The organism is Pseudarthrobacter sp. J47 (assembly GCF_049810315.1).
In the GTDB taxonomy this organism is placed as follows: Bacteria; Actinomycetota; Actinomycetes; order Actinomycetales; family Micrococcaceae; genus Arthrobacter.
The window spans coordinates 666,534-689,808 of record NZ_CP187358.1 but is presented as its reverse complement, the minus strand read 5'-3'; the positions used below and the strand labels follow the sequence as shown (position 1 = coordinate 689,808).

The 23,275-nt window shown below is 65.3% G+C and carries 26 protein-coding genes, 2 tRNA genes and 1 riboswitch; of the genes, 12 read left to right on the top strand and 16 right to left on the bottom strand.

Annotated features, from left to right (window positions below; genetic code table 11):
* The first annotated feature begins 11 nt into the window (after positions 1 to 11).
* Both ACPJW8_RS03185 and ACPJW8_RS03180 read left to right on the top strand, forming a co-directional pair.
* Complete coding sequence (locus ACPJW8_RS03185) at positions 12 to 461, top strand: Rrf2 family transcriptional regulator (RefSeq protein ID WP_330188228.1); 450 nt, start codon at positions 12 to 14, stop codon at positions 459 to 461.
* Between the two features lie 162 nt (positions 462 to 623).
* Positions 624 to 1,784 (top strand): globin domain-containing protein, encoded by a 1,161-nt coding sequence (locus tag ACPJW8_RS03180; RefSeq protein WP_330188227.1) that lies wholly within the window; start codon positions 624 to 626, stop codon positions 1,782 to 1,784.
* Between the two features lie 136 nt (positions 1,785 to 1,920).
* Here the strand turns inward: ACPJW8_RS03180 and ACPJW8_RS03175 are convergent, their stop codons facing one another.
* The gene (locus ACPJW8_RS03175) at positions 1,921 to 3,747 is read right to left on the bottom strand and encodes a phosphoenolpyruvate carboxykinase (GTP) (RefSeq protein WP_330188313.1); all 1,827 of its coding nucleotides are present in this window, start codon (positions 3,745 to 3,747) and stop codon (positions 1,921 to 1,923) included.
* A gap of 274 nt (positions 3,748 to 4,021) precedes the next feature.
* Here ACPJW8_RS03175 and ACPJW8_RS03170 point away from each other — a divergent pair.
* The 6 genes from ACPJW8_RS03170 (at position 4,022) to ACPJW8_RS03145 (ending at position 10,033) form a co-directional block, all read left to right on the top strand.
* Positions 4,022 to 4,095: transfer RNA gene (locus ACPJW8_RS03170), tRNA-Arg, on the top strand.
* 278 nt (positions 4,096 to 4,373) lie between these two features.
* Positions 4,374 to 5,867, top strand: a complete 1,494-nt coding sequence (locus ACPJW8_RS03165) for an NAD(P)/FAD-dependent oxidoreductase (protein WP_330188226.1) — start codon at positions 4,374 to 4,376, stop codon at positions 5,865 to 5,867.
* Between the two features lie 160 nt (positions 5,868 to 6,027).
* Complete coding sequence (locus ACPJW8_RS03160) at positions 6,028 to 6,768, top strand: ABC transporter ATP-binding protein (protein WP_330188225.1); 741 nt, start codon at positions 6,028 to 6,030, stop codon at positions 6,766 to 6,768.
* Positions 6,765 to 8,801, top strand: a complete 2,037-nt coding sequence (locus ACPJW8_RS03155) for a YhgE/Pip domain-containing protein (RefSeq protein ID WP_330188224.1) — start codon at positions 6,765 to 6,767, stop codon at positions 8,799 to 8,801. Before ACPJW8_RS03160 ends, ACPJW8_RS03155 begins: the two co-directional genes overlap by 4 nt.
* Positions 8,798 to 9,439, top strand: a complete 642-nt coding sequence (locus ACPJW8_RS03150; protein WP_330188223.1) for a TetR/AcrR family transcriptional regulator — start codon at positions 8,798 to 8,800, stop codon at positions 9,437 to 9,439. The genes ACPJW8_RS03155 and ACPJW8_RS03150 overlap by 4 nt, the downstream gene beginning before the upstream one ends.
* Before the next feature lie 27 nt (positions 9,440 to 9,466).
* Positions 9,467 to 10,033 (top strand): hypothetical protein, encoded by a 567-nt coding sequence (locus ACPJW8_RS03145; protein WP_330188222.1) that lies wholly within the window; start codon positions 9,467 to 9,469, stop codon positions 10,031 to 10,033.
* A gap of 44 nt (positions 10,034 to 10,077) precedes the next feature.
* Here ACPJW8_RS03145 and ACPJW8_RS03140 read toward each other — a convergent pair whose 3' ends face one another.
* Entirely contained in the window at positions 10,078 to 11,028 is a 951-nt protein-coding gene (locus ACPJW8_RS03140) for an EamA family transporter (RefSeq protein ID WP_330188221.1), read from the bottom strand.
* Positions 11,029 to 11,101: 73 nt separating this feature from the next.
* Here ACPJW8_RS03140 and ACPJW8_RS03135 point away from each other — a divergent pair, with 73 nt between their 5' ends.
* Positions 11,102 to 12,007, top strand: coding sequence for a LysR family transcriptional regulator (locus tag ACPJW8_RS03135; RefSeq protein ID WP_330188220.1), 906 nt, complete (start codon positions 11,102 to 11,104; stop codon positions 12,005 to 12,007).
* Positions 12,008 to 12,012: 5 nt separating this feature from the next.
* Here ACPJW8_RS03135 and ACPJW8_RS03130 read toward each other — a convergent pair whose 3' ends face one another.
* The 5 genes from ACPJW8_RS03130 to ACPJW8_RS03110 form a co-directional block, all read right to left on the bottom strand.
* Positions 12,013 to 12,225, bottom strand: coding sequence for a YegP family protein (locus ACPJW8_RS03130; protein WP_330188219.1), 213 nt, complete (start codon positions 12,223 to 12,225; stop codon positions 12,013 to 12,015).
* Positions 12,222 to 12,638, bottom strand: a complete 417-nt coding sequence (locus ACPJW8_RS03125) for a hypothetical protein (RefSeq protein WP_330188218.1) — start codon at positions 12,636 to 12,638, stop codon at positions 12,222 to 12,224. Before ACPJW8_RS03125 ends, ACPJW8_RS03130 begins: the two co-directional genes overlap by 4 nt.
* A 304-nt stretch (positions 12,639 to 12,942) precedes the next feature.
* A complete protein-coding gene (locus ACPJW8_RS03120; RefSeq protein ID WP_330188217.1) occupies positions 12,943 to 13,245 on the bottom strand; it encodes a DUF4193 domain-containing protein in 303 nt (100 codons plus the stop codon).
* A 126-nt stretch (positions 13,246 to 13,371) separates the two neighbouring features.
* Positions 13,372 to 13,899 carry a histidine phosphatase family protein gene (locus tag ACPJW8_RS03115; RefSeq protein ID WP_330188216.1) on the bottom strand — a complete coding sequence of 176 codons (528 nt, stop codon included), beginning with the start codon at positions 13,897 to 13,899 and terminating at the stop codon, positions 13,372 to 13,374.
* 191 nt (positions 13,900 to 14,090) lie between these two features.
* A complete protein-coding gene (locus ACPJW8_RS03110) occupies positions 14,091 to 14,927 on the bottom strand; it encodes a winged helix-turn-helix domain-containing protein (RefSeq protein WP_330188208.1) in 837 nt (278 codons plus the stop codon).
* Between the two features lie 610 nt (positions 14,928 to 15,537).
* Positions 15,538 to 15,714, top strand: a riboswitch (cyclic di-AMP (ydaO/yuaA leader).
* Between the two features lie 5 nt (positions 15,715 to 15,719).
* Between ACPJW8_RS03110 and ACPJW8_RS03105 the strand changes: the two genes are divergently transcribed.
* Positions 15,720 to 16,544, top strand: coding sequence for a hypothetical protein (locus ACPJW8_RS03105; protein WP_330188207.1), 825 nt, complete (start codon positions 15,720 to 15,722; stop codon positions 16,542 to 16,544).
* A gap of 62 nt (positions 16,545 to 16,606) precedes the next feature.
* Here ACPJW8_RS03105 and ACPJW8_RS03100 read toward each other — a convergent pair whose 3' ends face one another.
* From ACPJW8_RS03100 to ACPJW8_RS03090, 3 genes are all read right to left on the bottom strand, one after another.
* Positions 16,607 to 16,984: a glyoxalase superfamily protein gene (locus tag ACPJW8_RS03100; protein WP_330188206.1), complete on the bottom strand. Its 378-nt coding sequence runs from the start codon at positions 16,982 to 16,984 to the stop codon at positions 16,607 to 16,609.
* An 84-nt stretch (positions 16,985 to 17,068) separates the two neighbouring features.
* A complete protein-coding gene (upp, locus tag ACPJW8_RS03095) occupies positions 17,069 to 17,704 on the bottom strand; it encodes a uracil phosphoribosyltransferase (protein WP_330188205.1) in 636 nt (211 codons plus the stop codon).
* 33 nt (positions 17,705 to 17,737) lie between these two features.
* Complete coding sequence (locus ACPJW8_RS03090) at positions 17,738 to 18,559, bottom strand: phosphatase PAP2 family protein (protein ID WP_330188215.1); 822 nt, start codon at positions 18,557 to 18,559, stop codon at positions 17,738 to 17,740.
* 98 nt (positions 18,560 to 18,657) lie between these two features.
* Here ACPJW8_RS03090 and tadA point away from each other — a divergent pair, with 98 nt between their 5' ends.
* Positions 18,658 to 19,158, top strand: a complete 501-nt coding sequence (gene tadA / locus ACPJW8_RS03085) for a tRNA adenosine(34) deaminase TadA (protein WP_330188214.1) — start codon at positions 18,658 to 18,660, stop codon at positions 19,156 to 19,158.
* Here tadA and ACPJW8_RS03080 read toward each other — a convergent pair.
* The 3 genes from ACPJW8_RS03080 to ACPJW8_RS03070 all read right to left on the bottom strand — a co-directional run bounded on the left by ACPJW8_RS03080 (position 19,155) and on the right by ACPJW8_RS03070 (position 21,685).
* On the bottom strand, positions 19,155 to 20,135 hold the full coding sequence (locus ACPJW8_RS03080) for a glycosyltransferase family 4 protein (RefSeq protein WP_330188204.1): 981 nt from the start codon (positions 20,133 to 20,135) through the stop codon (positions 19,155 to 19,157). The genes tadA and ACPJW8_RS03080 overlap by 4 nt on opposite strands.
* A 121-nt stretch (positions 20,136 to 20,256) precedes the next feature.
* Positions 20,257 to 20,655, bottom strand: a complete 399-nt coding sequence (locus tag ACPJW8_RS03075) for a 6-carboxytetrahydropterin synthase (protein WP_330188203.1) — start codon at positions 20,653 to 20,655, stop codon at positions 20,257 to 20,259.
* A 4-nt stretch (positions 20,656 to 20,659) separates the two neighbouring features.
* Positions 20,660 to 21,685 (bottom strand): zinc-binding alcohol dehydrogenase, encoded by a 1,026-nt coding sequence (locus ACPJW8_RS03070; protein WP_330188202.1) that lies wholly within the window; start codon positions 21,683 to 21,685, stop codon positions 20,660 to 20,662.
* Positions 21,686 to 21,756: 71 nt separating this feature from the next.
* Between ACPJW8_RS03070 and ACPJW8_RS03065 the strand changes: the two genes are divergently transcribed.
* Positions 21,757 to 21,846: transfer RNA gene (locus tag ACPJW8_RS03065), tRNA-Ser, on the top strand.
* A 226-nt stretch (positions 21,847 to 22,072) separates the two neighbouring features.
* Here the strand turns inward: ACPJW8_RS03065 and ACPJW8_RS03060 are convergent.
* The 3 genes from ACPJW8_RS03060 to ACPJW8_RS03050 form a co-directional block, all read right to left on the bottom strand.
* Positions 22,073 to 22,303, bottom strand: a complete 231-nt coding sequence (locus tag ACPJW8_RS03060) for a hypothetical protein (RefSeq protein ID WP_330188188.1) — start codon at positions 22,301 to 22,303, stop codon at positions 22,073 to 22,075.
* A 76-nt stretch (positions 22,304 to 22,379) separates the two neighbouring features.
* Positions 22,380 to 22,742 carry an HIRAN domain-containing protein gene (locus ACPJW8_RS03055; protein ID WP_330188187.1) on the bottom strand — a complete coding sequence of 121 codons (363 nt, stop codon included), beginning with the start codon at positions 22,740 to 22,742 and terminating at the stop codon, positions 22,380 to 22,382.
* The gene (locus ACPJW8_RS03050) at positions 22,687 to 23,232 is read right to left on the bottom strand and encodes a TetR family transcriptional regulator (protein ID WP_330188186.1); all 546 of its coding nucleotides are present in this window, start codon (positions 23,230 to 23,232) and stop codon (positions 22,687 to 22,689) included. Before ACPJW8_RS03050 ends, ACPJW8_RS03055 begins: the two co-directional genes overlap by 56 nt.
* Between the last annotated feature and the right edge of the window lie 43 nt (positions 23,233 to 23,275).

Here is a 23,275-nt window from a genome sequence, read left to right as displayed (position 1 = left end):
ACCACACGCCCATGAAAATCAACGCCTTCGCCGATGTCAGCCTCCGGGCCATCATGGTGCTGGCGTCCGCGCCGGAGGGAACGCTCCTCACGACGCAAAACATTGCCGACGCAGTGGGCACCCCCTACAACCACGTCAGCAAAGCCATGGCCAAACTGCGCATGCTGGGCCTGGTGGACGTGGAACGCGGGCGCCTCGGCGGTGCCCGGCTGAGCGCAACCGGCAGGACGGCCACTGCCGGCGCCGTCCTCCGGCTCCTGGACACCCGCGAGGATCCTGCCGAATGCGTGGCGCCCAACGGCAACTGCCCGCTGATCAACGAGTGCAAGCTCCGGGCAGCCATGTCCCGGGCGCGTGAGGCGTTCTACCGGGAACTCGATTCCGTGGTGGTGGCCGAGCTTCCCTCGTCACGGCAGATGGCTCCCGTTTTCCAGTTGATCGGTATGCGGCCGGGCCTCTGACCCGCCTTAAACCACCCCAAATTTCGCCATGTAGCTGCGTCAGGCCCCCGATTTGTGCCCGACTTCTACAGGGTGTAGAAATAAGGCATGAATACTCGTATTTCAAATACATGTATTCCTTCCGGCCGGACGAAGGCCCCGGCCCCTCCCTCAGGAGTAGACATGCTCTCGGACAAATCCCGCCCCATCATTGAGGCCACCCTGCCGCTGGTCGGCTCCCGGATCGGCGCCATTACGCCCAAGTTTTACGAGCGGCTTTTCGCCGCACACCCCGAGTTGCTGGACGGCCTCTTCAGCCGTTCCAACCAGCGCTCCGGAAACCAGCAGCAGGCCCTGGCCGGAAGCATCGCCGCTTTTGCCAGCCATCTGGTGAACAACCCCGGCACACTCCCGGAGCTGGTCCTGTCCCGCATCGCCCACAAGCACGCCTCCCTGGGAATCACCGAGCCGCAGTACCAGGTGGTCTACGAGCACCTGTTCGCCGCCATCGCCGAGGACCTGGCCGACGTCATCACGCCGGAGATCGCCGAAGCCTGGACCGAGGTGTACTGGCTGATGGCGGATGCCCTGATCAAGCTGGAAAAGGACCTCTACGCCCAGCAGGCCAATGACAAGATGTGGATGCCGTGGAGGGTTACGGCCAAAATGCCGGCGGGCAACGGCGCCATGACGTTCACCCTTGAGCCGGCCGACGACACTCCCGTCACCCCAGCCCTTCCCGGCCAGTACGTCAGCGTCAAGGTCGCCGTCGAGGACGGGCTCCGCCAGGTCCGCCAGTACTCCCTGTCCGATGACGCCGGAACGCGCCGCACCTTCACCGCCAAGCTGGACGACGGCGGCGAAGTCTCCCCCGTCCTGCACCGTACCGTTCAGGTGGGCGACGTCCTGGAGCTCTCCAACCCCTACGGCGAGATCACCCTCAAGGACGGCGACGGGCCTGTGGTCCTGGTCTCCGCGGGAATCGGCTGCACCCCCACAGCCTCGATTCTCCGGTCCCTGGCGGAGACCGACTCCAAGCGCCAGGTCCTGGTCCTCCACGCGGAAAGCACCCTGGACAGCTGGGCGCTCCGCAGCCAGATGACTTCCGACGTCGAACGGCTGGACGGTGCCGAACTCAAGCTCTGGCTGGAGCAGCCTGCCGCCGGGTCCTTCGAGGGCTTTATGTCACTGCGCGAGGTGGACCTGCCGGCCAACGCTTCCCTCTACCTCTGCGGGCCGCTGCCGTTTATGAAGAACATCCGCAATGAGGCCATCGACGCCGGAATCCCCGCCACCCGGATCCACTACGAGGTTTTCGGTCCGGACATCTGGCTGGCCAGCTAGCCGTCCACGGCCGGCGGTGGGCCCACGCCGGAGGGTTCCCTGACCGAGCTTGCGAGGTTAGGGGCCGGCGGGGAACGACAGCGGGCCCGCACCTTATTCTTGCGAAAGGTGCGGGCCCGACGTCGTACTTCAGTTGTTAGGAGAGGCGGGACTTCAGCCCGGCCAGCTCCGACTGCAGTGCGTCCGGAAGGGACTCACCGAAGTTGGCGAACCATTCCTCGATCGAGGCCAGCTCGGTGGCCCATTCGGCGGGATCAACCTTGACGGCTTCCTCCACCTGCGCCGGAGTCATGTCCAGGCCGGTGAGGTCGATCGCGTCACCCGTGGGCACAAAGCCGATGGGGGTTTCGACGGCGTCAGCCTTGCCCTCGAGGCGTTCGATGGCCCACTTCAGGACACGGGCGTTGTCGCCGAATCCGGGCCAGGCGAAGCCGCCCTCGGAGTTGCGGCGGAACCAGTTGACCAGGAAGATCTTGGGCAGTCGTTCCGGGTTGCCCTTCGCGGACAGGTTGACCCAGTGGTTCAGGTAGTCGCCGGCGTCGTAGCCGATGAACGGCAGCATGGCCATGGGATCGCGGCGGACCACGCCCACGGCACCGGCGGCTGCGGCGGTGGTCTCGGAGGACAGCGTCGAACCCATGAAGATGCCGTTGGACCAGCTGCGGGCCTCGGTCACCAGCGGGATGGTGGTCTTGCGGCGGCCGCCGAACAGGATCGCGGAGAGCTCCACGCCTTCGGGGTTGTTGTACTCCTCGGCGAGCATGTCGATCTGGTCGATCGGCGTGCAGAAGCGTGAGTTCGGGTGTGCTGCCGGCTTACCGGAATCCGGCGTCCAGGAGTTGCCCTGCCAGTCAGTCAGGTGAGCGGGCACTTCCTCGGTCATGCCCTCCCACCACACACCGCCGTCGTCGGTCAGTGCAACGTTGGTGAAGATGCTGTTGCCCTTGGCGATAGCGCGCATGGCATTCGGGTTGGTGCCCCAACCGGTGCCCGGAGCCACGCCGAAGAGGCCGGCCTCGGGGTTGACGGCGCGGAGCTCGCCTTCCTTGCCGAAGCGCATCCAGGTGATGTCATCACCCAGGGTCTCCACCTTCCAGCCGTCAATGGTGGGATCCAGCAGGGCAAGGTTGGTCTTGCCGCAGGCGGACGGGAACGCGGCGGAGACGTAGTACGTCTTCTGTTCCGGCGAGGTGAGCTTCAGGATGAGCATGTGCTCGGCCAGCCAGCCCTCGTCCCGGGCCATCACCGAGGCGATGCGCAGGGCGTAGCACTTCTTGCCCAGCAGCGCGTTTCCGCCGTAGCCGGAGCCGAAGGACCAGATGGAACGCTCTTCCGGGAAGTGCACGATCCACTTGTCCGGGTTGCAGGGCCACGCAACGTCGTCCTGGCCCGGCTCCAGCGGAGCACCCACGGAGTGCAGGGCCGGGACGTAGAAAGCGTTGGTCTCGGTGATCTTGTTCAGCACGTCGGTGCCGATGCGGGCCATGATGCGCATGGACGCCACAACGTACGCAGAGTCCGTAATTTCGACGCCGAACTTGGGATCCTCGGCGTCGAGGTGGCCCATCACGAACGGAATGACGTACATGGTGCGGCCACGCATGGAGCCGGCGAAGAGGCCTTTGAGCTTCTCCTTCATCTGCGCGGGATCCATCCAGTTGTTGGTGAATCCGGCGTCCCGCTCGTTTTCGGAGCAGATGAAGGTCTGCTCCTCAACACGTGCCACGTCTGCGGGATCGGAGAAAGCGGCGAACGAGTTCGGGAACAGTTCCGGGTTCAGGCGCTGCAGGGTGCCGCCGGCCACGAGCTCGTCGTTCAGGCGGGTGATTTCCTCTTCGGAACCATCCACCCAGTGAATACGGTCCGGCTGCGTGAGGGCAGCAACCTCCTCAACCCAGGCAAGTAGCCCAGCGTGGGTGGTTGGTGCTTCCTCAAGCAGCGGCAGTCGCGCCAGATCGCCCATTGCGGTTCCCTTCCTCGGGGTCATCGGTGTGTCCTAAATGCTATTGGCCCAGTGGTATGGGATTTTGGGGCCCAGCGCCGGGTTTACTGCGCTTCGCCGGGGAAATCCGCGCAAAATCAGGGAAGTTGGGCCAAAAACAGGCATATTTAGTGACTAAGGTCACATAGACCGGTCTAGTCGCGCACATTACAGGCCTCCCGATTTGGAACATCGGCCCACCTCGCGTAAAGTTATTCGAGGTTCGGCGGGGAAAACATCCCAACGAACACAAGATGCGCCCATAGCTCAGCTGGATAGAGCGTCTGTCTACGGAACAGAAGGTCAGGGGTTCGAATCCCTTTGGGCGCACAGATCAAAAAGCCCGCACCGGTTGGTGCGGGCTTTTTTGTTGCCCGGGCTGCGGCGTTGCGGGCGGTCGCTTCGCAGGTGGTCTGCCCGGACATTCCCACATTCCCGGTTTCGACGCGCATATGTCCTGACGCGCACGATATATCCGCGTCATCCGGCACTTTCCGCGTCGCCAGGCACTATCCGCGTCGCCCGGCACTATCCGCATCACCAGCCACGATGCGAGTCGAAAACGCGCAGACTCCACAGCCTTGTTACCCGGGCGTAGTCTGGTGCCCATGACGCCTGAGGCTATCGAACGTGAATTTGATGTCATTGTGATCGGCGCCGGCGCCGTGGGGGAAAACGCGGCCGACCGCGTTGTTAAGGGCGGGCTGACGGCCATCCTCGTAGAAGCCGAGCTGGTGGGCGGCGAATGCTCCTACTGGGCCTGCATGCCGTCCAAGGCGCTGCTCCGTCCGGGAATCGCCCTTCATGGCGCCCAGTCGGTGCAGGGTGCCGAGCAGGCGGTGACCGGAATCCTGGATGCCCAGGCTGTGCTGAAGCGGCGGGACACCTTCACCTCCAACTGGCAGGACGACGGCCAGGTCCAGTGGGTCGAAGATACCGGTATAGACCTGCTGCGGGGGCATGCTTTTATTACGGCACCGAGGCAGGTGGAAGTTGCAGGGCTCGACGGCGGGACGCACCGCCTGCGCGCACGCCACGCCATTGTGCTGGCAACGGGTTCGCACCCCACCCTTCCGCCGATCGACGGCCTTGAGGGGCTGGAGGTCTGGGGCACCCGGGAAGCGACCTCCGCGCAGGAAGTCCCGGAAAGCCTGGCGGTGCTGGGCGGCGGCGTGGCCGGGACGGAACTTGCGCAGGCGTTCGCGAGGCTGGGTTCCAAGGTCACCCTGGTGGCCCGGGGCGCACTGCTGGGCAACTACCCGGAGGAAGCGTCCAGGCTTGTGGCGGCCGGGCTGCGTGCAGATGGCGTCGAACTGCGCCTGCACACCAACACGGAGCACGTGGAGCAAAACCACAACGGGAGCTTCACCCTGACGCTGGCGGGCGGCGCCACGGTCACGGCGGAGAAGCTGCTGGTGTCCACCGGCCGCCACCCCGCAGTGGAGGGCCTGGGCCTGGAGAACCTGGGGTTTACGTCCGACGACGGCAAGCCACTAACGCTGGAAACTGACACCACCGGAGCGGTAAAGGGAGTCCCTGCCCGGCTTAACACGGGACAAGGCGCCGAAGGCGACCAAGACCAGCAGCCCTGGCTGTACGCAATCGGCGACGCCGCCGGCAAGGTGCTGCTGACGCACCAGGGGAAGTACGAGGCACGCGCCACCGGCGACGCCATCGTGGCAAGGTCCAACGGAACCCTGAACGGCGATCCGGCCGACTGGAGCAAGCAGGCGCAGACTGCCAACGTCAACGCGGTGCCGCAGATCGTCTTCACGGATCCGGAGCTGGCCAGTGTGGGGCGGAGCAAAAAGCAGGCGCAGGAGGATGGCTTCAACGTCTCGAGCGTGGAGCTGCCCATCGCCGTCGCCGGTTCTTCGCTGCACGCGGATAACTACGAGGGCTGGGCGCAGCTGGTCATCGATGAGGAGCGGAAGGTGCTGTTGGGCGCCACGTTCGCCGGTCCGGACGTGGCGGAACTGCTGCACGCGGCCACGATCGCCGTGGTGGGCGAGGTTCCGCTGGACAGGCTGTGGCATGCAGTTCCCTCCTACCCCACCATCAGCGAAGTGTGGCTGAGGCTGCTGGAAAAATACGGCCTCTAAACCCGCGAGGTGGCAGTTGATGGCAATGTCCGGCCGCTGGACTGCCGCAAAGTGCCATCTCGGCGCAGTCTGAGTTGAGGATAGGAACGGGCAGCTCTATTTGAACTGACCGGTCAGTTCAGTTAGGCTGGACGCAGACATTCCCTGCGAAAGGCCCTCCTTGCTCTCCGTACGCCAGCTCCACGTGAAAGGCCGTCGGGATCCCCTGCTTCCGGCCACCTCACTCCAGGTAAAACGCGGCGAACTCCTCCTGGTGACCGGCGAGCGGCAGGACCAGCGGACCGCACTGGCCCTTACCCTGAGCGGCCGCATGAAGCCCAGCAGTGGCACCGCCGGCTGGGACGGCAGCACCCGGATCAAGCAACTCCGCCAGGTCAGCGCACTGGTGGACTCCCCCGGCGTCAACGAGCCGGAACAGCACCTCAGCGTCCGGGACCTCGTCACGGAGGACCTCGCGCTGATCCCCCGCCGTTACCGTGGCGCGCTGCTCAGCAAACCGTGGCTCAAGGTGAACAGCTTCGAGGACATCGCTGATCTCTGGACGGAACAGCTGCCCCCGGCCCGGCGCATGGAGCTCCTCACGGCCCTTGCCCTCGCCAACCCGCACACCGATCTCCTGGTGGTCGACTCCCCGGACCGGCACAGTGCCGACGCGTCGGACTGGCTGCCGCGGCTCCAGCAGTTGGCGGACGACGCCGGCCGGCCACTCGCCGTCGTAGTTACAGTCACTGCCCTCCCGGACTCCTGGACGGGCCCGACGGCGGCAATCGGCAACGCGGAACCTGAGCCCGCGCCTGAACCGGACGTGCAAGCGGAGACCCAGCCGGAAGCGGAGTCGGCGCCCGAACCGGGGCACCCAACCACCCCCCAACCCGAACTCGAAACCGAGGACGCCAAGTGACTGTGCTGCGGCTGGCCCGCTCTGAACTCAAGCGGATGACCAGCGGGCTGCTGCCCAAGCTGACCATCCTGGCCCTGACCATGGTGCCGCTGCTGTATGGTGCCGTGTATTTGTACGCAAACTGGGACCCGTACAGCAACCTGGACCAGATCGACGCCGCACTGGTGGTCGAAGATACGGGCGCCACCTCGGCTGACGGTACCGAGCTGCACGCTGGCGCCAAGGTAGCGGAAAGCCTGATGGAGGCGCACCTTTTCAACTGGAAGTCTGTGGCCACCACGGCGGAAGCTGATGAGGGCGTCAGCACGGGAAAGTACGCCTTCGCCCTGAAAATTCCTGCCGATTTTTCGACGAACCTGGTCTCCCCGGGCAGCTTCGATTCGGCCAGCCGGGCCATGCTGAACGTCACCACGAACGATGCCAACAACTACCTGCTCAGCACCATCGTGGACAAGCTGACCACTGCCGTCCACAACACCGTGGCCAAGGATGTAGGCGAGGAGACGGCCAACAAACTGCTGACCGGCTTCGGCACCATCCATTCGCAGATGGTCAAGGCCGGAGAGGGCGCCGGCCAGCTGGCGGACGGCGTGGCCACCCTCCGGGACGGGACAGTCACCCTGCATCAGGGCACCGCGGAGCTCAGCAGCGGAGCCGGGGAGCTGTACGCCGGGCAGCTGCAACTGCTCGACGGCGCCAACCAGCTCAGCACCGGCGCGGGCCAGTTGAGCAGCGGGCTGGCGGAGCTCAACAGCAAAACCGCCACCCTTCCGGGCAGTTCCCAGGCCCTGGCAGACGGCGCTGCCCAGGTTGCCGCCGGGAACGCGCAGCTCAACACCAAGGTGCAGGATGCCGTGGCCCAGCTCGACGCGGCAGACCAGGGGCTGCGGACGCGTTTGAGCGAGTCCACCAAGCGGCTGGTGGACTCGAACGTGCTGACTCCGGAGCAGGCTGCCACCATCCTCGCCGATTTTGACGCAGCCGCCGCAACGGGCCCGGTAGCTGACGCCAAGGACAAGATCCACGCGGACGCCGCCCAGATCCAGCAGCTTTCAGACGGTTCTGCCGCGGTCAGCGCGGGCGCCGCCCAGCTGGCTGCTGCAACTCCTGCCCTGAGGGATGCCATTGTCCAGGCTTCAGGGGGTGCGAACCAGCTCAGCGCCGGGGCCGCCACCCTTGCTGCCGGCCAACAGTCGGCAACCGACGGTGCGGGCCGGCTCAGTGCAGGTGCCGTGAAGCTCGACGGCGGCGCGGGGCAACTCGAGGCGGGAGCCGGAACCGCTGCCGAGGGCTCAAGGACGCTCGCCGACGAAATTTCCAAGGGCGCCGGCCAGGTTCCCCATCCGGACGACGCACAAAAAGCCAGCGTTTCCCAGGTGATGGCCGATCCTGTTTCGGTGGGCAATGTGTCCCAGGCGAAGGCGAACTCCTACGGGGCAGGTTTGGCTCCGTTCTTCCTCACACTGGCGCTCTGGATCGGCATCTTCATGCTGGTCCAGGCCATGCGGCCCATCACCCAGCGGGCACTGGCGTCGAACGCTCCCGCCTGGAAAATCGCCGTCGGGGGCTGGCTTCCGTTCCTTGCCGTTTCCGTGGTGCAGGCAACCCTGCTCACCCTGGTGGTGGACCTGGCTCTGGGGCTCGATCCCGCCCACCCGGTGCTGATGTGGCTGTTCATGCTGGCCGCGGCCATGGCGTTCAGCGCCATCATCCAGGGTGTTGTGGCCCTGCTGGGTTCGCCCGGAAAGCTGGTGGTCCTGATCCTGCTGGTGCTGCAGCTGGTGTCCTCCGGTGGCACGTTCCCGTGGCAGACAACGCCCGCTCCCCTGCACGTGGTGCACGAGGTCCTGCCCATGGGATACGTGGTCACCGGCATGCGGCACCTCATTTACGGGGCGGACCTGTCCATGATTGTTCCCACGGTGCTGGGCCTGCTGGGCTACACTCTGCTCGGTGCCGCGATGTCCACGCTGGCCGTCAGGAAGCACAAGTTCTGGACCCTGAAGACCCTCAAGCCGGAGATCGCCGTATGAGCACCGACGCACCGCAGCCCGCCGGGCAACCCGCCAAGAAGCTGCGGCCCGAACGGACCAATGCCACCAGGCAGCGGCTGTTCGAGGCCTCCATGGAGCTGATCGGCCAACGGGGCGCAGCAGGCGTCACCGTGGACGAGATTGCCGCCGCGGCCGGTGTTTCCAAGGGAACCGTCTATTACAACTTCGGCAGCAAATCGGACCTGATCGCGCAGCTGCTGCGGCACGGCGTGGACATCCTGAAGGCCCGGCTGCTGGGCGAGGGAAGCGTCCCTACGGAGCCCGCCGATCCCCTCCTGGCCATGGAGGCGATGATCGGCGAGGCCATGGACTTTATGGAGGAATACCCGTCCTTCGCCCGGCTGTGGGTCAGCGAAAACTGGCGCACGCCCAGCGAATGGCAGGACACGTTTACCGTCCTCCGGGGCGAGCTGCTGGAAGTGATCGGGACGGCGATAGACAGGGTCGCCGTCGTCTATTCCGTGGACACAACCATTTCGCGCGGCAGCCTGGAAACGGCGATCTTCGGAGCGTGCTTTGTGGTGGGTCTGGACCGGCAGACGTACAACCCCGAGCGCACCCGTGACCAAAGTGTTGCAGCAATCATGGCCACCATGCGCGGTTACGTCCAAAAGTAGCCCGCCGGCCGGGGGATGATTGGACCCATGGGGAACAGCGGAAAAATTGCGGTAGGTGCGGCCCTCGCGGCGGCATGCCTGGTGGTGCTGACGATTTTCACGCTGAACGAGCCAGTGCTGTTCACGCTGGCCGGCGCCCTCGCGCTGACCTACATTGCCTCCGTCTGGTCCCTCTTCACCCGCGGCCGCTACCTGGCCGTGGTGCTCGGCGCGGTGGGGAGCAGCCTGGCGCTCGCCTTCGCCATCGCGTTCCTGCGCATGTGGGGGCTTGCCTTCAACAAGGATCCCTCGGCGCTGGGCCAGGCCGTGACCAGCCGGGATTCGGACATCTACTTCTACCTGGCAGTGGTTGCCGGCCTGCTGACCCTGGCGTTCCTCTTTGTTGCTGCGGTGTGGCCGGCCCGGAGCATCCGGCGGCCCCGGCGGCCCGCGCCCCGGAAGCCGGCCAGCCGGAAACCTGCGGCCAAGCGTCCTGCCTCCGGGAAGCCTGGCAAGACGCCCGCCAGGAAGCCTGCTGCGAAAAAGCCGGCGGCCAGGAGCGGGGCAGCCAAGAAGCCGGCCCCGCGGAAGCCCTCCCCCTCCCCAACTAGGTAGCAGTACATGCCCTTATGAGCGCTCATAAGGGCACCTATTGCTACCTAGTTGGGTGGAGCGGGCGTGAGCTGGGCCGCGGCACCCGGACGTGCAGCCGCAGCGGGCGGTTTGTTCGGCGCGGCGGGCCTGCGGCGCGAGCCGAACACGGCTGTGGCCACCCCGCCCAACAGCAGCGCACCGCCCACCAGGTCCGCCGTCGTCGGGATTTCCCCCAGCACCACCCACGCCGCACTGATCCCCACCACCGGTACCAGCAGCGTAAAAGGCACAACGGACGACGACGGGTAGCGGCTCAGCAGCCCGTTCCAGATCCCGTACCCCACGAGTGAGGCAAAAACCGCCGTATACAGGGCGCTGCCGATGGTGGCAGGCTGCAGATCCATCAGGGTTCCCACCACCGCCGACGGCCCGTCCACCAACAACGACAAGCCCAGCAACGGAATGGGGACCACGGCGCCGGACCACACCACCAGGCCCAGTCCGGACGCCGCTTTCGCCTTCCGCGCCACGATATTTCCGGCCGCCCAGGACAGCGCGGCAGCGAGGGTGACCAGCAGCGGCAGCACCGGCGCCACCAGGCTCCGACCCACGGCAACGGCCAGCAGACCCACCACGCCCAGCGCTATTCCGGCGAGCTGCAGCTGGGTGGGCCGCTCACCCAGGAGCCCGGCGGCCAGCAGCACGGTAAACAGCACCTGCGCCTGCAGCACCAGGGAGGCCAACCCGGCGGGCATCCCCCACGCCATGGCCAGGTAGAGCAGTCCAAACTGCCCGGCACTCATCAGAAGCCCGACGCCGGCAATCGCCTTCCAGCCCACATCCGGCTTGGGGATGATGAAAATGCAGGGAAACACCACCAGCACGAACCGGAGGGCTACGAAAAGCAGCGGCGGGACCTCACGGCCATTGGTGTGCAGGCCGAGGTCGATCGCCACGAAATTCACGCCCCACAGCACAGCGACAAGTACGGCGAGAGCTGCATGGCGAAGATTCATAAGCCATACATTGGCAGAACCACGGATGAAGCACCAGCATTGAATTCGGGGGTGATCGATGTAGATTTGCTTCATGATCGACATCACCTCACTGAGGGCTTTAGCAGCTGTGGAGAGCCACGGTTCTGTTGTGGCGGCGTCGGACGTGATGCGGTTGAGCCCCTCCGCGGTTTCCCAGCAGATCAAGAAGCTGGAACGCGAAACCGGGATCGTCCTCCTGGAGCGAAACGGACGCGGAGTCCTGCTCACGGACCGCGGGCTGGCCCTGGCCGCCTATGGCCGGCGGATCCTCTCCGAACTGGAGGAACTGCAGTCCACGCTATTGGCGGACCCCGCCAAACCCACCGGCATCCTGAAACTCGTCGCCTTCTCCACGGCGTGCCGGGGACTGCTGGGACCGGCACTGGGCAGGCTGGCCGCAGGCGCATCGGAGCTGGACATCAGCGTCATTGCCGAAGACCCCCGCGAGGCGGTGGCCAGGGTGGCCAACGGGGAAGCCGACCTGGGAATCGTCCATAACTGGAATTCGGTGCCGCTGGTGATTCCAGAACACATGAGCCTCGAATGGCTGTGCGAGGACGTGGCAGACCTCCTGGTCCACCGGGATCATCCCCTGGCCGGCCGGGCCTCCGTGGAACCACGGGACCTGGTGGACGAACAATGGGTCAGCACTCCGGCCGGCGCCATCTGCAACGAGGCACTCCTGCGGATCTTCGCGGACGTCGGCCGCGTTCCCGCCATCAAGGTTTACGATCCGGATTTCGCCACCCACATTGCGCTCGTGGAACAAGCAGTGGTGGTTGCCCTGGTTCCCCGGCTAGGACGGCCGGCACTGCCCGCGGAGGTGGTGGCAGTTCCCGTGGTGAACCCGGCACAGGTGCGCCAGGTGGGGTTGGTGCATCGTCGCACCATGACGGCCAGCCCGGCCATCCGGCACGTTGCCGCCGCCCTTCGGGAGGTCGCTGCCCCCGTGGCGTGAAGGAACTAGCGCGTCCCCCAGGTCCGGCACGATGCGCTGGCAGTCCTGTCGATGATGTGCCCCGTTCCCGCGACCTCGCGGACAGAGGCGATTCCCGCCACGGCAGCCGCTACGTCCTGAAACGGACCAGAGGAAGCCAGGACCTGGCCGTCCGCGGCAACAAGCACAACATGAAGTCCGCCCAGGTTGTCTGCCAGAAGTTCAAAGTTTCCGCTCATGCGTGAAGCCCCTTTCGGCGGGTTCCGGCCAATGCTTTTTCCACGGGGCAGACTGGCCACACCGGTGGCATCAGCACCGTGACATGGCCTAAGTCGTCCACGTCGGCATCCAGTTCCTGGATGTCGCCGGAGGTCCGCGCGCCGCTCCAACGGGTGGCCTGGTACGCGGCACCATCCGGGAAGGAGGGATGTGGACCGTCCTGGACGTGCAGGACTTTGAGGCAATCTTCGTCAATATGCCGGGCATGGCGGAGATCCAGGCCCAAGTCCATGCGGGGATTCAGTGATCGGCCCCTGCCCAGGATCCGCAGCAAAGCTGTGGTGGCAGGAACTGTAAGGCAGCCGTGCAACTCGACGGTTGCAGAACGCAGATAGGCGTCAACGCGGACAATTGGGCGCAGCTTGTGGTCCATGAGATTTCCCCAATAAAAGGCCTTCAAGGGCTGCTGCTTAACCCTCTTCGAGAGTACCGCGAGTGTCCGGGCTCACAAAAAATTGATGAACGTGTTACGTGCCCGCAGAGGAGACCGGACAGGTGCGCGGCGACTGCTCGTGCGCCGTCAAGGCGCTGTGGCGTGTGCATTAATGCCGACCGCCCAAAATGCAGTCGGAGCATCGCGCACCGTCCGGCTCCGGCCTTATGGCCGCTGCGGCTGATCTATGCCTGCCGCTATAGATTAAGTAGCACTGGAGACCTGCTGACGCAAGGGGTTTTTGTCAGCTGCCCTCGCACTCCAGGCAGTAGGCCAACCCGTTCTTTTCCCGCGCAAGCTGGGACCGGTGATGGACCAGGAAGCAGGACGAGCAGACGAATTCATCCTTCTTCGGCGGGACCACCTCCACCGTCAGTTCCATGGCGGAAAGATCGGCCCCGGGAAGCTCAATACCCTCAGCCGTGTCCGCCTCATCCACGTCGGGATTGGCAGTACGGACGGCGCCTTGGGCGGTCCTTAGTTCCTCCAGCGACTCCGGAGCCTGATCCGTTTCAGACTTACGCGGCTCGTCGTAATCTGTTGCCACAGCCACTCTCCTCCCGATACGCGTCCCACTGTAAAGAACAATAGTAAGCAAGCTTACTTCACAGGGGAACCACGTAGTGCAAAGTGTCGTAATGCCGTTGGCTCTGGCGGGTGGGACAGGGGCCAGCTACTTGGAGCGCGGCACGGCAAACCGGGTCAGCACGGCATCCTGGCCATCCAGCTCCGCCCACGGCTTCTCAGTTTCCAGCACGGAGAGTGCGCTGGTGGGGTACTTGGTTGCGGCGTCCATGTAGGCGTCGTGATCCGAATCGCGTGATGCCAGGTGCATGGCGAGGTCCTGGACGCCGGGCAGGTGCGCAATCACCATCAGGGTGGTAACGGTTTCCGGGACCTGGTTGATCACCGTCAGCATGCGAAGGGCCGAAGCCGCATACAGTCCGCTTTCCAGTTTGGGCGTTGGAGCCTTGTCGCCCAGCTCGGAGCATACCCAGGTGCAGGTCTGGCGGGTCCGGAGCGCGCTGGAGCAAAGGATGAAGTCGGGAACAACCTGATGGTCCACCAGCCACCGGCCGGCGAGCGGAGCCTCCCGGTGTCCGCGTTCCTCCAGCGGCCGGTCGTGATCGTCCACGCCGCCGGGCCAATCAGCCTTGGAATGGCGCATAAGAATCAGCCGCCGAATGTGATGCTCGCTCATCCCCCCACCCTATAGCCGCGGAGGCCCAGACCCGGCTGCACGTGGGGCGGGCGCTGAAGCGAAGCGGCACATCCCGATAGCGCCGTTGTTGCGTGAGGAACGAGCGCAGGCGCAGAGGGATCGTGCCGCGAAGCGGAAGCGCCCGCCCCCAAGTCTGGGAGCGGGCGCCCTTTTGCAGGGTGAAGCTAAAGCTAGATCGAGTATTCCGGAGCGGCCCAGACAACTACTTCCGGGTGCTCGTAGAACCGGTAGCCCTGGCCGCGCACGGTGCGGACGGTGTTGGCGAGGCGGCCCAGCTTGGAGCGGAGGCGGCGGATATGGACGTCGATGGTGCGCTCGTTGGGCACTTCGTCAGCGTTCCGCCAGAGGCCTTCGAGGAGTTCGTCGCGACCGACCGTACGGGTGCCGTTCTCAACGAGGTAGTTGAGGAGTTCGAATTCCTTGAAGGTGAGGTTCAGCGATTCGCCGTCCAGGTGCACTTCGCGGCGGGCGAGGTCGATCAGGACGCCGGAGGGGCGGGGTTCCTGGGCCTGCTGGCGGGTGTTATCCGTGCGCTGCCGGGCGTTGACGGTGGGGTCACCGAAGGTGGAGCGTACGACGTCGAGGGCTGAGCCGGGTGCGCTGGCGGGAGCGATTGCCACGGCGGCGTAGCTCTCCGCACCGGAGACGAGCGACTGGGCGTAGGCGCGGATTTCCTGGGCCAGCTTGGCGATGGAGGTGCCTGCTGCTGCGGCGGTTTCCTCGTCGATGCCCATGTAGAGGACGAAGCCGCGGGCAACGTTGTCATTGGCAACCGGGCGGATGCCTGCGCTGGGGCCGGCAATCACGGGGGTGGGAGCGGTCATGGGCGCCGACTCGGCAGCCGGTACCGCGCGGAGCTGGCCGTAGGAGTTGGGGTTGTAACCCTGCGGGGCGTAACCCGGCGCGGGAGGGAATCCCGGGGCGTAGCCTGGGCGGAGGCCTGCGGGCTGGGCCGACTTATTGGCGTTACGGACTGAGATGTGGACGTATCCGGATGCAACTGACATGGAATGCTTACCTCAATGTGAATGGCCGTCATCGCGGCACGAATGCTGGGTTCCCCGGCACTGACTGGAAAATTCCTGGGGAGGGTTGCCCTGCGGCGGGCTAAGTGGGGACGAATGCCTAAAAACTCTCTGGGGTATGACAGTTAGGCGTGCATTCGACAACAGCGCATGTCGGCAGCAGCAGGTGTGCTGGGCCAATATTCTGCGGCTGCAGGTGCCGTTGAGTTCTTGTTCACAAATGAAGTGTGCAACGTAACAATACGAACTTGCAAGTAACAATGGACGCTTTAGTCCGCATAGTGAGACAAAAGCCGTGTTTGTGGTGTAAGTCACGATTCGATCGGCCGCACGCTTTGGTAGCACTTTTGGCAATCAAGTAGGGCAAGGACCGTGTGTGCCGAATATTTGGTGGCCCAGGTGCGGAAAAGCCACATAATGTTCACCCCACGGAAACCCAACCATAGAACGCCGGAAAAGTTCCCGCGATGTCCAGCGCCGAGACGCGCCTCCCAGGCCGGGTTCCGCCGTCGTGATTTCCGTTACCAAAACGTGACTTAATCTCCGGCGGCCTGTACCGTCGATATGGTGCGGCCACCGTTCGGGCCGCATAACCGGATGAATGCCGAGCTCTGCCGCCATCCGGATTCCTCATAACCAGGCAGAGGCGGGGGACCCACAGTCCCGGGCACGAGTCGCCCTAGGGGTGAAGCCATCGCGTGAAAGTTCCGCGTGGCCGGATGACCTCATCCGAATCCGACAGCTAACTCCGCAGGCGTTGAGAGGCTAACTATCATGTCTGATTTCCAGGATCACGCGCGCCTGAATGACGGTTCGGAGCAGGCCCGCGGCCGCCGGGCCGCCGCGTCAACCGCCGTTTCCGCAGGTTCCACCCGTATCCGCAGCCGCGTTGTGGACACCCCTGCGCCGGCACCAACCCGCCGGTCGGCTGTCCTTTCCGTGGCCCGCCGCGCCGCAATCGTGACCGCGTCCTGCGCCGTCCTCATTGGCGCAGCCGCTGCAGGCCAGGCCGGCAGCACGTCCATGACCCAGGCGTCCTCCGTGCAGGCACTCCTGCCCGGTTCCGCTGCAACGTCCGTCTCCAGCTCCGCTGAGTCGCTGGCCGCAGCTGCCGCCGAGCAGGCCGCCATGAAGGCCGATCCCGCCGCTGTTCCTGAGGCCCCGGCTGCTGCCGAAGCGGCCCCGGCCCCCGCTCCTGAGCCTGCGCCTGAACCGGCACCCGCCCCGGAGCCCGCACCCGAGCCCGAGCCCGCGTTGGCTCCCGCCGCCGCACCGGAACCCGTGGCAGTCAACGATCCCGCCGGAGCGCAGGCCTACGCACAGGGCCAGCTGGGCTCCTACGGATGGGGCGCCGGCCAGATGCCCTGCCTGGTAACCCTGTGGACCAAGGAATCCGACTGGAGCACCACCGCCACCAACCCCAGCAGCGGAGCCTACGGAATCGTCCAGTCCCTGCCGGCAGAGAAGATGGCCAGCGCAGGCGCGGACTACCTGACCAACTACCGCACGCAGATCAACTGGGGCCTGAACTACATCCAGGAGCGCTACGGTTCACCCTGCGGTGCACTGAACTTCCACCTGGCCAACAACTGGTACTAAACAGCCAGCGGCAGGGCTAGCGCAGCAGCATCGCCGTGATGGGCGGGCAACCCCCATCATCCTCACCCGGCGTCCCGGTATGGCATGTACTGGACGGCCCACTGGTTGCCGTCCGGATCGGCGAAGTACACAAAATGGCCCCAGTCCAGGACCTGCACGTCGCTGACGTCCACGCCGTTTTCCTTGAGGTGCCGGTGGGCCTCATGGATGTCGCTGACCACCAGCTGGAGGTTGGGCGCGCTGCCGGGAGGAGCGTCACTGATGCCCTCGCCAATGGCGATCGAACAGGCCGAACCGGGCGGCGTCAGCTGCACAAACCGCAGCGTATCGCTCACGCGGTGATCGTGATCGGCGTTGAACCCCACCTTGTTGACGTAGAAATCCTTGGCGGCATCGACGTCGGACACGGGCACGAACACAAGTTCCAGTTTCCAGTCCATCCGCACAGGCTAGCCCTGCGGCCGGACATGCGGAAGGGCCGGTTTCCTTTGGGAACCGGCCCTTCCGTCGTATCCGGAGCGGAGTTAGCCCGCTACGCCGTACAGGCGGTCGCCTGCATCGCCCAGGCCGGGAACAATGTAGGACTTCTCGTTGAGTTTCTCGTCGATGGAGGCCAGGACGATCGTCACGTTGGCGTCCGAGAGTTCTTCCTCAAGCTTGGCCAGGCCTTCAGGTGCCGCCAGGAGGCAGATGCACGTGACGTCCGAGGCGCCGCGGCGGAAAAGGAACTTGATGGCCTCGCGGAGGGTTCCGCCGGTGGCCAGCATGGGGTCCAGCACAAAGATCTGCCGGTCCGTCAGGTCCTCTGGGAGGCGTTCGGCGTAGGTGATGATGTCCAGCGTTTCCTCGTCACGCGCCATGCCAAGGAAACCGACCTCCGCAGTGGGGACCAGCTTGGTCATGCCTTCCAGCATGCCAAGGCCGGCCCGGAGGATGGGGACAACCAGCGGGGTGGGCTTGGTAAACGCTGTTCCAACGGTGGTGGAAACAGGGGTTTCGATGGTGACGTCCTCGGTACGGACGTCGCGCGTGGCCTCGTAGGCCAGGAGCGTCACCAGTTCCTCGGTCAGCTGCCGGAAGACCGGCGACGGGGTGTTTTTGTCGCGAAGAACGGTGAGTTTGTGGGCGACCAGCGGGTGGTCCACGACGAGTGTGCGCATGGGTCAAAACTACCATCCGCACACCCGCGGGCCTTATTGCCGTGGAGTACCGGAGGTGGGGCCGGAAGGGCCTCCGGAGTCCTCCGCGTTGTGGGCCATCTCTTCCTTCACCACGTCCCGCACCACCGGCCTGTCGAACGTGGGGGCCGGGCCAACGTGTTCGCGTTTGGTGATGCCCAGGAACAACCGGTGGGCCAGGATAACTATGCCCAGCCAGGCCATGCCCAGCAGCCAGGCGGCCACCACGTCCGTCAGCCAGTGATGCCCCAGGAACACCCGGCTCAGGCCCATGGCAATGATAAACAGGGCGCCCGCCGTGATGGCAGTGATCCGGGCCCAGAGAATGTCGAACTGCAGGCACAGCACATACACCAGCACGCCGATCACCACGGTGGTGTTCAGGGTGTGCCCACTCGGGAAAGACGGCGACGTTTCATACGGCGGGACAGCGTCCACATGGTCCGGACGGGTCCTGCCCACCAAGCGCTTGCCCACCGCCGTCGCGGTGATGGACACCGCTGCAGCCCCGGCCACCAGGATGATGGGGCGCCAGGTTCGGCTGAGGTAGGTCAGCCAGGCGGTGAGGAGGGAAGCAAGGATGGGCATGCCGATCCCGCCGCCAATGTTGGTGAACGCCGTCATTGCGGCGTCGAGTTCGGGGGTCCGCAGGCTCTGGGCGTACTGCAGGGCCGGGATGTCCATTGACGCCAGGCCGTCCTCATCCACCACGTTCTCGTAGACTTCCGCGCCGGCCAGCGCCAGGATAATCACCAGGAAACCGCCCACTGCCATGGTGATCCACAACGCTGCGTACGGCTTGAACCAGGTCTGCAGCCGGTCCTTCACTGAATCCATCATTCCCCCTCCGGGCACGGGCCGTTCGGCCACCGGATAAATATCGAAACTATCATTGAGCCATGTTCGCGGCAGAAAATTCTTTCCCGGCTGATGCCATGGTTCCGGCCGAGGCGCAGCGCTCTGCCTGGATGGAGCTGGCCCTGGCCGAAGCCCGCCGTGCACTGGAAACTGAGGACGTCCCCATCGGCGCCGTGGTGGTGGGCCCGGACGGCACCATCCTGGGTTCCGGCCGCAACGAACGCGAAGCGTCCGGGGACCCGACGGCGCATGCCGAGGTGGTTGCCATCCGGCAGGCGGCTGCCCGGTTGCGGGAGTCCGCTGTGGCTGGAGAGGCACTGGCCGGGGACGGCTGGCGGCTGGCCGACTGCACTCTGGTGGTGACCCTTGAACCGTGTGCCATGTGTGCCGGGGCGATTGTGCTGGCCCGGATTCCGCGGGTGGTTTTTGGCGCCTGGGATGAGAAAGCGGGCGCGGCGGGCTCCGTGTTCGACGTGCTCCGCGAGCGCCGCCTCAACCACTGGGTGGAGGTCTACGCCGGTGTTCGCGAGGACGAATGCGGAGCGCTGCTGCGGGACTTCTTCGCCGGGCACCGCTAACCCCCGCCGGCCGCGGACGCTGCAGCCGCATCGGCTCCGCGCGTCACAGCAGCCAGGACGGCCCGCGCTGTTGCATCCCAGCCGGGCAGCCTGCCCCGGGATTCCAAGGCTGCGGACCTCCACCGCTCCCGCACTTCCGGTTCGCCCAGCCATGTCCGCAGGGCGTCAGAGAGCGGCTCCGGTTCCTCCTCCCCCGGCCCGTGCATCAGCTCGACGGCGGCACCCGGGGCAGTGCCGCCGTCGGGCGTTCCCAGCGTGAGGGCTTCCTCGGCCCCGGTTCCTGCGCGCACGACTACGGGGATGGCGCGGGCCAGTGATTCGGTGACGGCCAGGCCGAACGTTTCGCTGCGGGAGACCAGGAGCGTGAGGTTGCTCCGGTGCCATTCGGCGGCGAGGGCGCTGCCGGTGAGCTCGCCGGTCATCCGGATCCTGCCGCCCAGGCCAAGCCGGTTGATCTCCGCTTCGACGGCGGCAGCGTAGTCCGGGTCCATGCCGCCGGATCCCACCAGCGACGCCGTCCACGGCTGATCGGCAACCAGCGCCAGCGCTCGGACGGCCAGGAGCTGCGCCTTGTTGGGATGGAGCGCGGCCACCATGGCCAGGTGCGGCGGCGTCGACCCCTCCGCAACAGGGGCCGGCTCCGTCCCCGGCACCGCTACATCGGAGGTGAGGCCGTGGAGCGCCTGGACTTCCCGGGCACCCGTGACGCTGGGGCAAATAATTCCGGCGGCTGCTGCCAAAGCCCGCCGCTCCTTGGCCGGATCCTCGCGGAACGGCATGTGCAACAGCACCCACGGAGACTGCCGGGCAAGGGCCGCGTACTCCATCTCGTCCGGGCAGGCGGAGGCGATCAGGCCATCAACAACGGTGACGCCGGCTGCATCACCGCTCCCCTGGCTCCACGCCCCAAGCAAGCCGCCCACCCTGCGCCGTTCCTTGGCGTTGGGACCCGGCCAGCCGCCGTCGACAGTTACCACCTCAACCCGGGCACCCTGGTTTGCCAGCGCTCCGGCGAGTCGGGCGTTGTAGATGTTGCCGCCGGAGGAATGCCGGACGTTGCCGGGAACCAGCAGCCGGATGGACGGCGGGGAGCTGATGTCAGGCTCCCGGGAGGTCCATGCTGTAGCTGGCCCAGGCGTCCGGGTTTTCCCGCAACGTGACGTCGATTCCTGCGAGCGCGTGGCCGTCCACTGTTTCCTTGAGCCGGGCCGCGACGCCGTGGGCAATGTATTCGGCCAATGCTTCCGTGGTGCTGAGTTTGCCGGCAAAGTCCGGGTGTTCGTCAAGGTTCTTGTAGTTCAGGCCCGCGAGGACCTCCTCGATGATGGTCCCCGCCTCGCCAATGTCCAGCACGATCGCGTTTTCATTCAACGCACGACGGCGGAAGGCCACCTCTGCCACGAACGTTGCCCCGTGCAGGCCCTGGGCGGGTCCAAAAACCAGGCGCGGCAGGCTGTGGGCGATCATAAAGTGGCGGCGGACGGTCAGGCTGAACAATGGGTTACCTCGCGCTTTCGGTGGGTTCTGGGGTCTCTGGTTCCGGGTATTCAATAACGTGGCACAGGGCCTGCAGGCTGCCGTCGGCCAGCTTTTGGACGGTCTCCGGAAGCTCCCCGAACGGCGACGATCCGGTGAGGAACGCGTCGAAGACGGGGTCTTCCAGAAGGCTGACGGCAAGGTCCAGCCGGTCGCTGGTGGTGCGGCGGTGCCGGCGGGCTTTGGCGACGACGCCCACCTGGCTGGCGGTGATGGAGAGCCTGCGGGCGTGGAAGTCCTCGCCCAGGGGCAGGGTGACGTTGCGGTCCGCGTACCAGGACATCTCGATCACTTCGCCTTCGTCGCCCACCAGCTGGAGGCTGCGGGCCAGTCCTTCCTGGGAGGCCGAGCAGTGGAAGACGATGTCACAGTCGGCTGCTGCCTGGTCCGGCGTGGCGAAGTCGACGTCCAGCTGCTTGGCGAATTGCTGCCGCTCCTTGTTGAGGTCGACCAGCTGCAGACGGGCCAGCGGGAAGGTGCGCAGCAGCGTGGCCACCATGCCACCCACCAGCCCGGCACCCACGACGGCGATCCGGTCACCCAGCCGGGGGCCGGCCTCCCACAGGGCGTTGACTGCCGTTTCCACAGTGCCGGTGAGAACCGCGCGGCGGGAGGGTACGCCGTCGGGAATCCTTGTCAGTTGATCTACCGGCACCACGTACCGGTCCTGGTGCGGGTTGAGGCAGAACACCCGCTGGCCCACCCAGTCCTTCGGGCCCTCCTCCACAACGCCCACGGAGAGGTAGCCGAACTTCACCGGGCCCGGGAAGTCGCCTTCCTGGCGCGGGGCGCACATCCGCTCCGCCACCCTGTCCGGCACGGCGCCCCGGTGGACCACCATTTCCGTGCCCTTGCTGATGCCCGAATAGAGCGCCCTGACCACGGCCTCGTCCTTCTTGGGGGGCGGCAGTTCTTCGGCGCGGAGCTCGCCCTTCTCCGGACTCACGGTCCAGTAGGCGGTGGCCTGGCGGGGTTCGGCTGCATTAGTCATCTTGCTTACGAATCTAGTGCCGGGCGGCCGTTTTGGGGAAGCGACGCCCCCTCCGGTACCCTAGTCAGGTTGGTGACGTGTCCGAGCGGCCGAAGGTGCAACACTCGAAATGTTGTTTGGTGTAAAAGCCAACGTGGGTTCAAATCCCACCGTCACCGCCAATTAGAAGGCCCCTGGTTCCCTTTGTTTAGAAGGGAAGCGGGGGCCTTTGCTTTGTCCGGAATTCGTCACGCAGTAACGCATGGGCGGAAAGACATCAAGATCGGCTCCAGCGGATCAACACCCGCAGCAAGTCCATCCGGGAGAAGTTCGTGGACTGGATGGACGTGGTCCGTCCAGCATCGGAATCATAGACACGCCAATAAAGGCTGGTCGAACCCAGGACTGTTACATTGCACTGCTTCTCTTGAGCGCGTCTTCGCGGGTCCATTTTCTGGTGAGCCAGATATCCACGGCAATACCCTGGGGAATCGCTATCCACAGGATCCAGGCCGGCGCGATGCTCATAAATACCAATCCCAGGATCACCAGGAGTGCCGCGCCGGAGAGGAAGTTGTACCAACGCCGGCCTGTCGTGGCGAATTGTGATTCTCGCCCTTCACGGAAGTAATTCAACATGGCTCCCCCAAGAATCCACCCAGCAGTAAAAGTCTCAGCCTAGCTGGGTCTATAAAAGCAGGTAGACCAAAGACTGTCAGCGGCGGAGATACGCAAGCATTTCAGGTGTAGTGAGCAGTATCCGGGGCGAAGACGTCTTGGACTGGATGACGAGGCCATCGAGTTCCTGCCCGCCGTCCAACAGTTCTGCCACCCACTTAGCCCTCTGCTTATTCACGTAGCCAATCTTCGTTGCCGGTCGACCAGCAGTAATCGCTACGGCGTTGGCGTCGTGCTCGTTATCGGGCTCACGCTTTACAGCTAAGTCGGCGATTTGGCACCGAGCGCGCAGCGACGTGGAGCAAAAACCTGCCGGACCGCACACCCGCCCCGCCACCCCAGCCTCACCTGGGCAGGAACGCCCGCACCACAGCGTCGATCGGCGCGAAGAGTTCCGCATCCGGGTCCACCGCGATCCGGTGGATGGTCAGCCCCTCCCCCACGGCGGTGAGTGCCGTGGCGGCGTTGACCGGATCCGGTGCTCCGAGCGCCGCCATCGCGTTTTCTACGAAGGTCCGGAAGAAAACCCTGCCGGCCAGCAGCGGCCGCCGCACATCGGCGTCGTGGGTTCCCTCAAGGAAAAGCACATACCGGGCGACCGTGCGAGTCCGGGATGCCGAAGTAAGGTCCTCCACGGCATGGACCAGCAGCGCGACGAAAGCATCGGCGTCGGCAGGGAGGCCCTGAGGATCCCCCAGCTCGGCCAGATCCTGCTCCGCCACCCACTCCACCACACCGGTCAGAAGCGCCGACCGCGTACGGAAGTAGTTCGACGTCGAGCCCTTCGGCAGCCCCGCCGCCTCGTCCAGCCTGACGTGGGTGAGGGCCCGGAGACCCTGCGTGCCGAGCAGTTCAATGGCAGCTTCCAGGGCGCGTTCGCGAATAGCCATACTCCATACTACAAAGGTAGTGACAGGTCACTATGAACGTAGT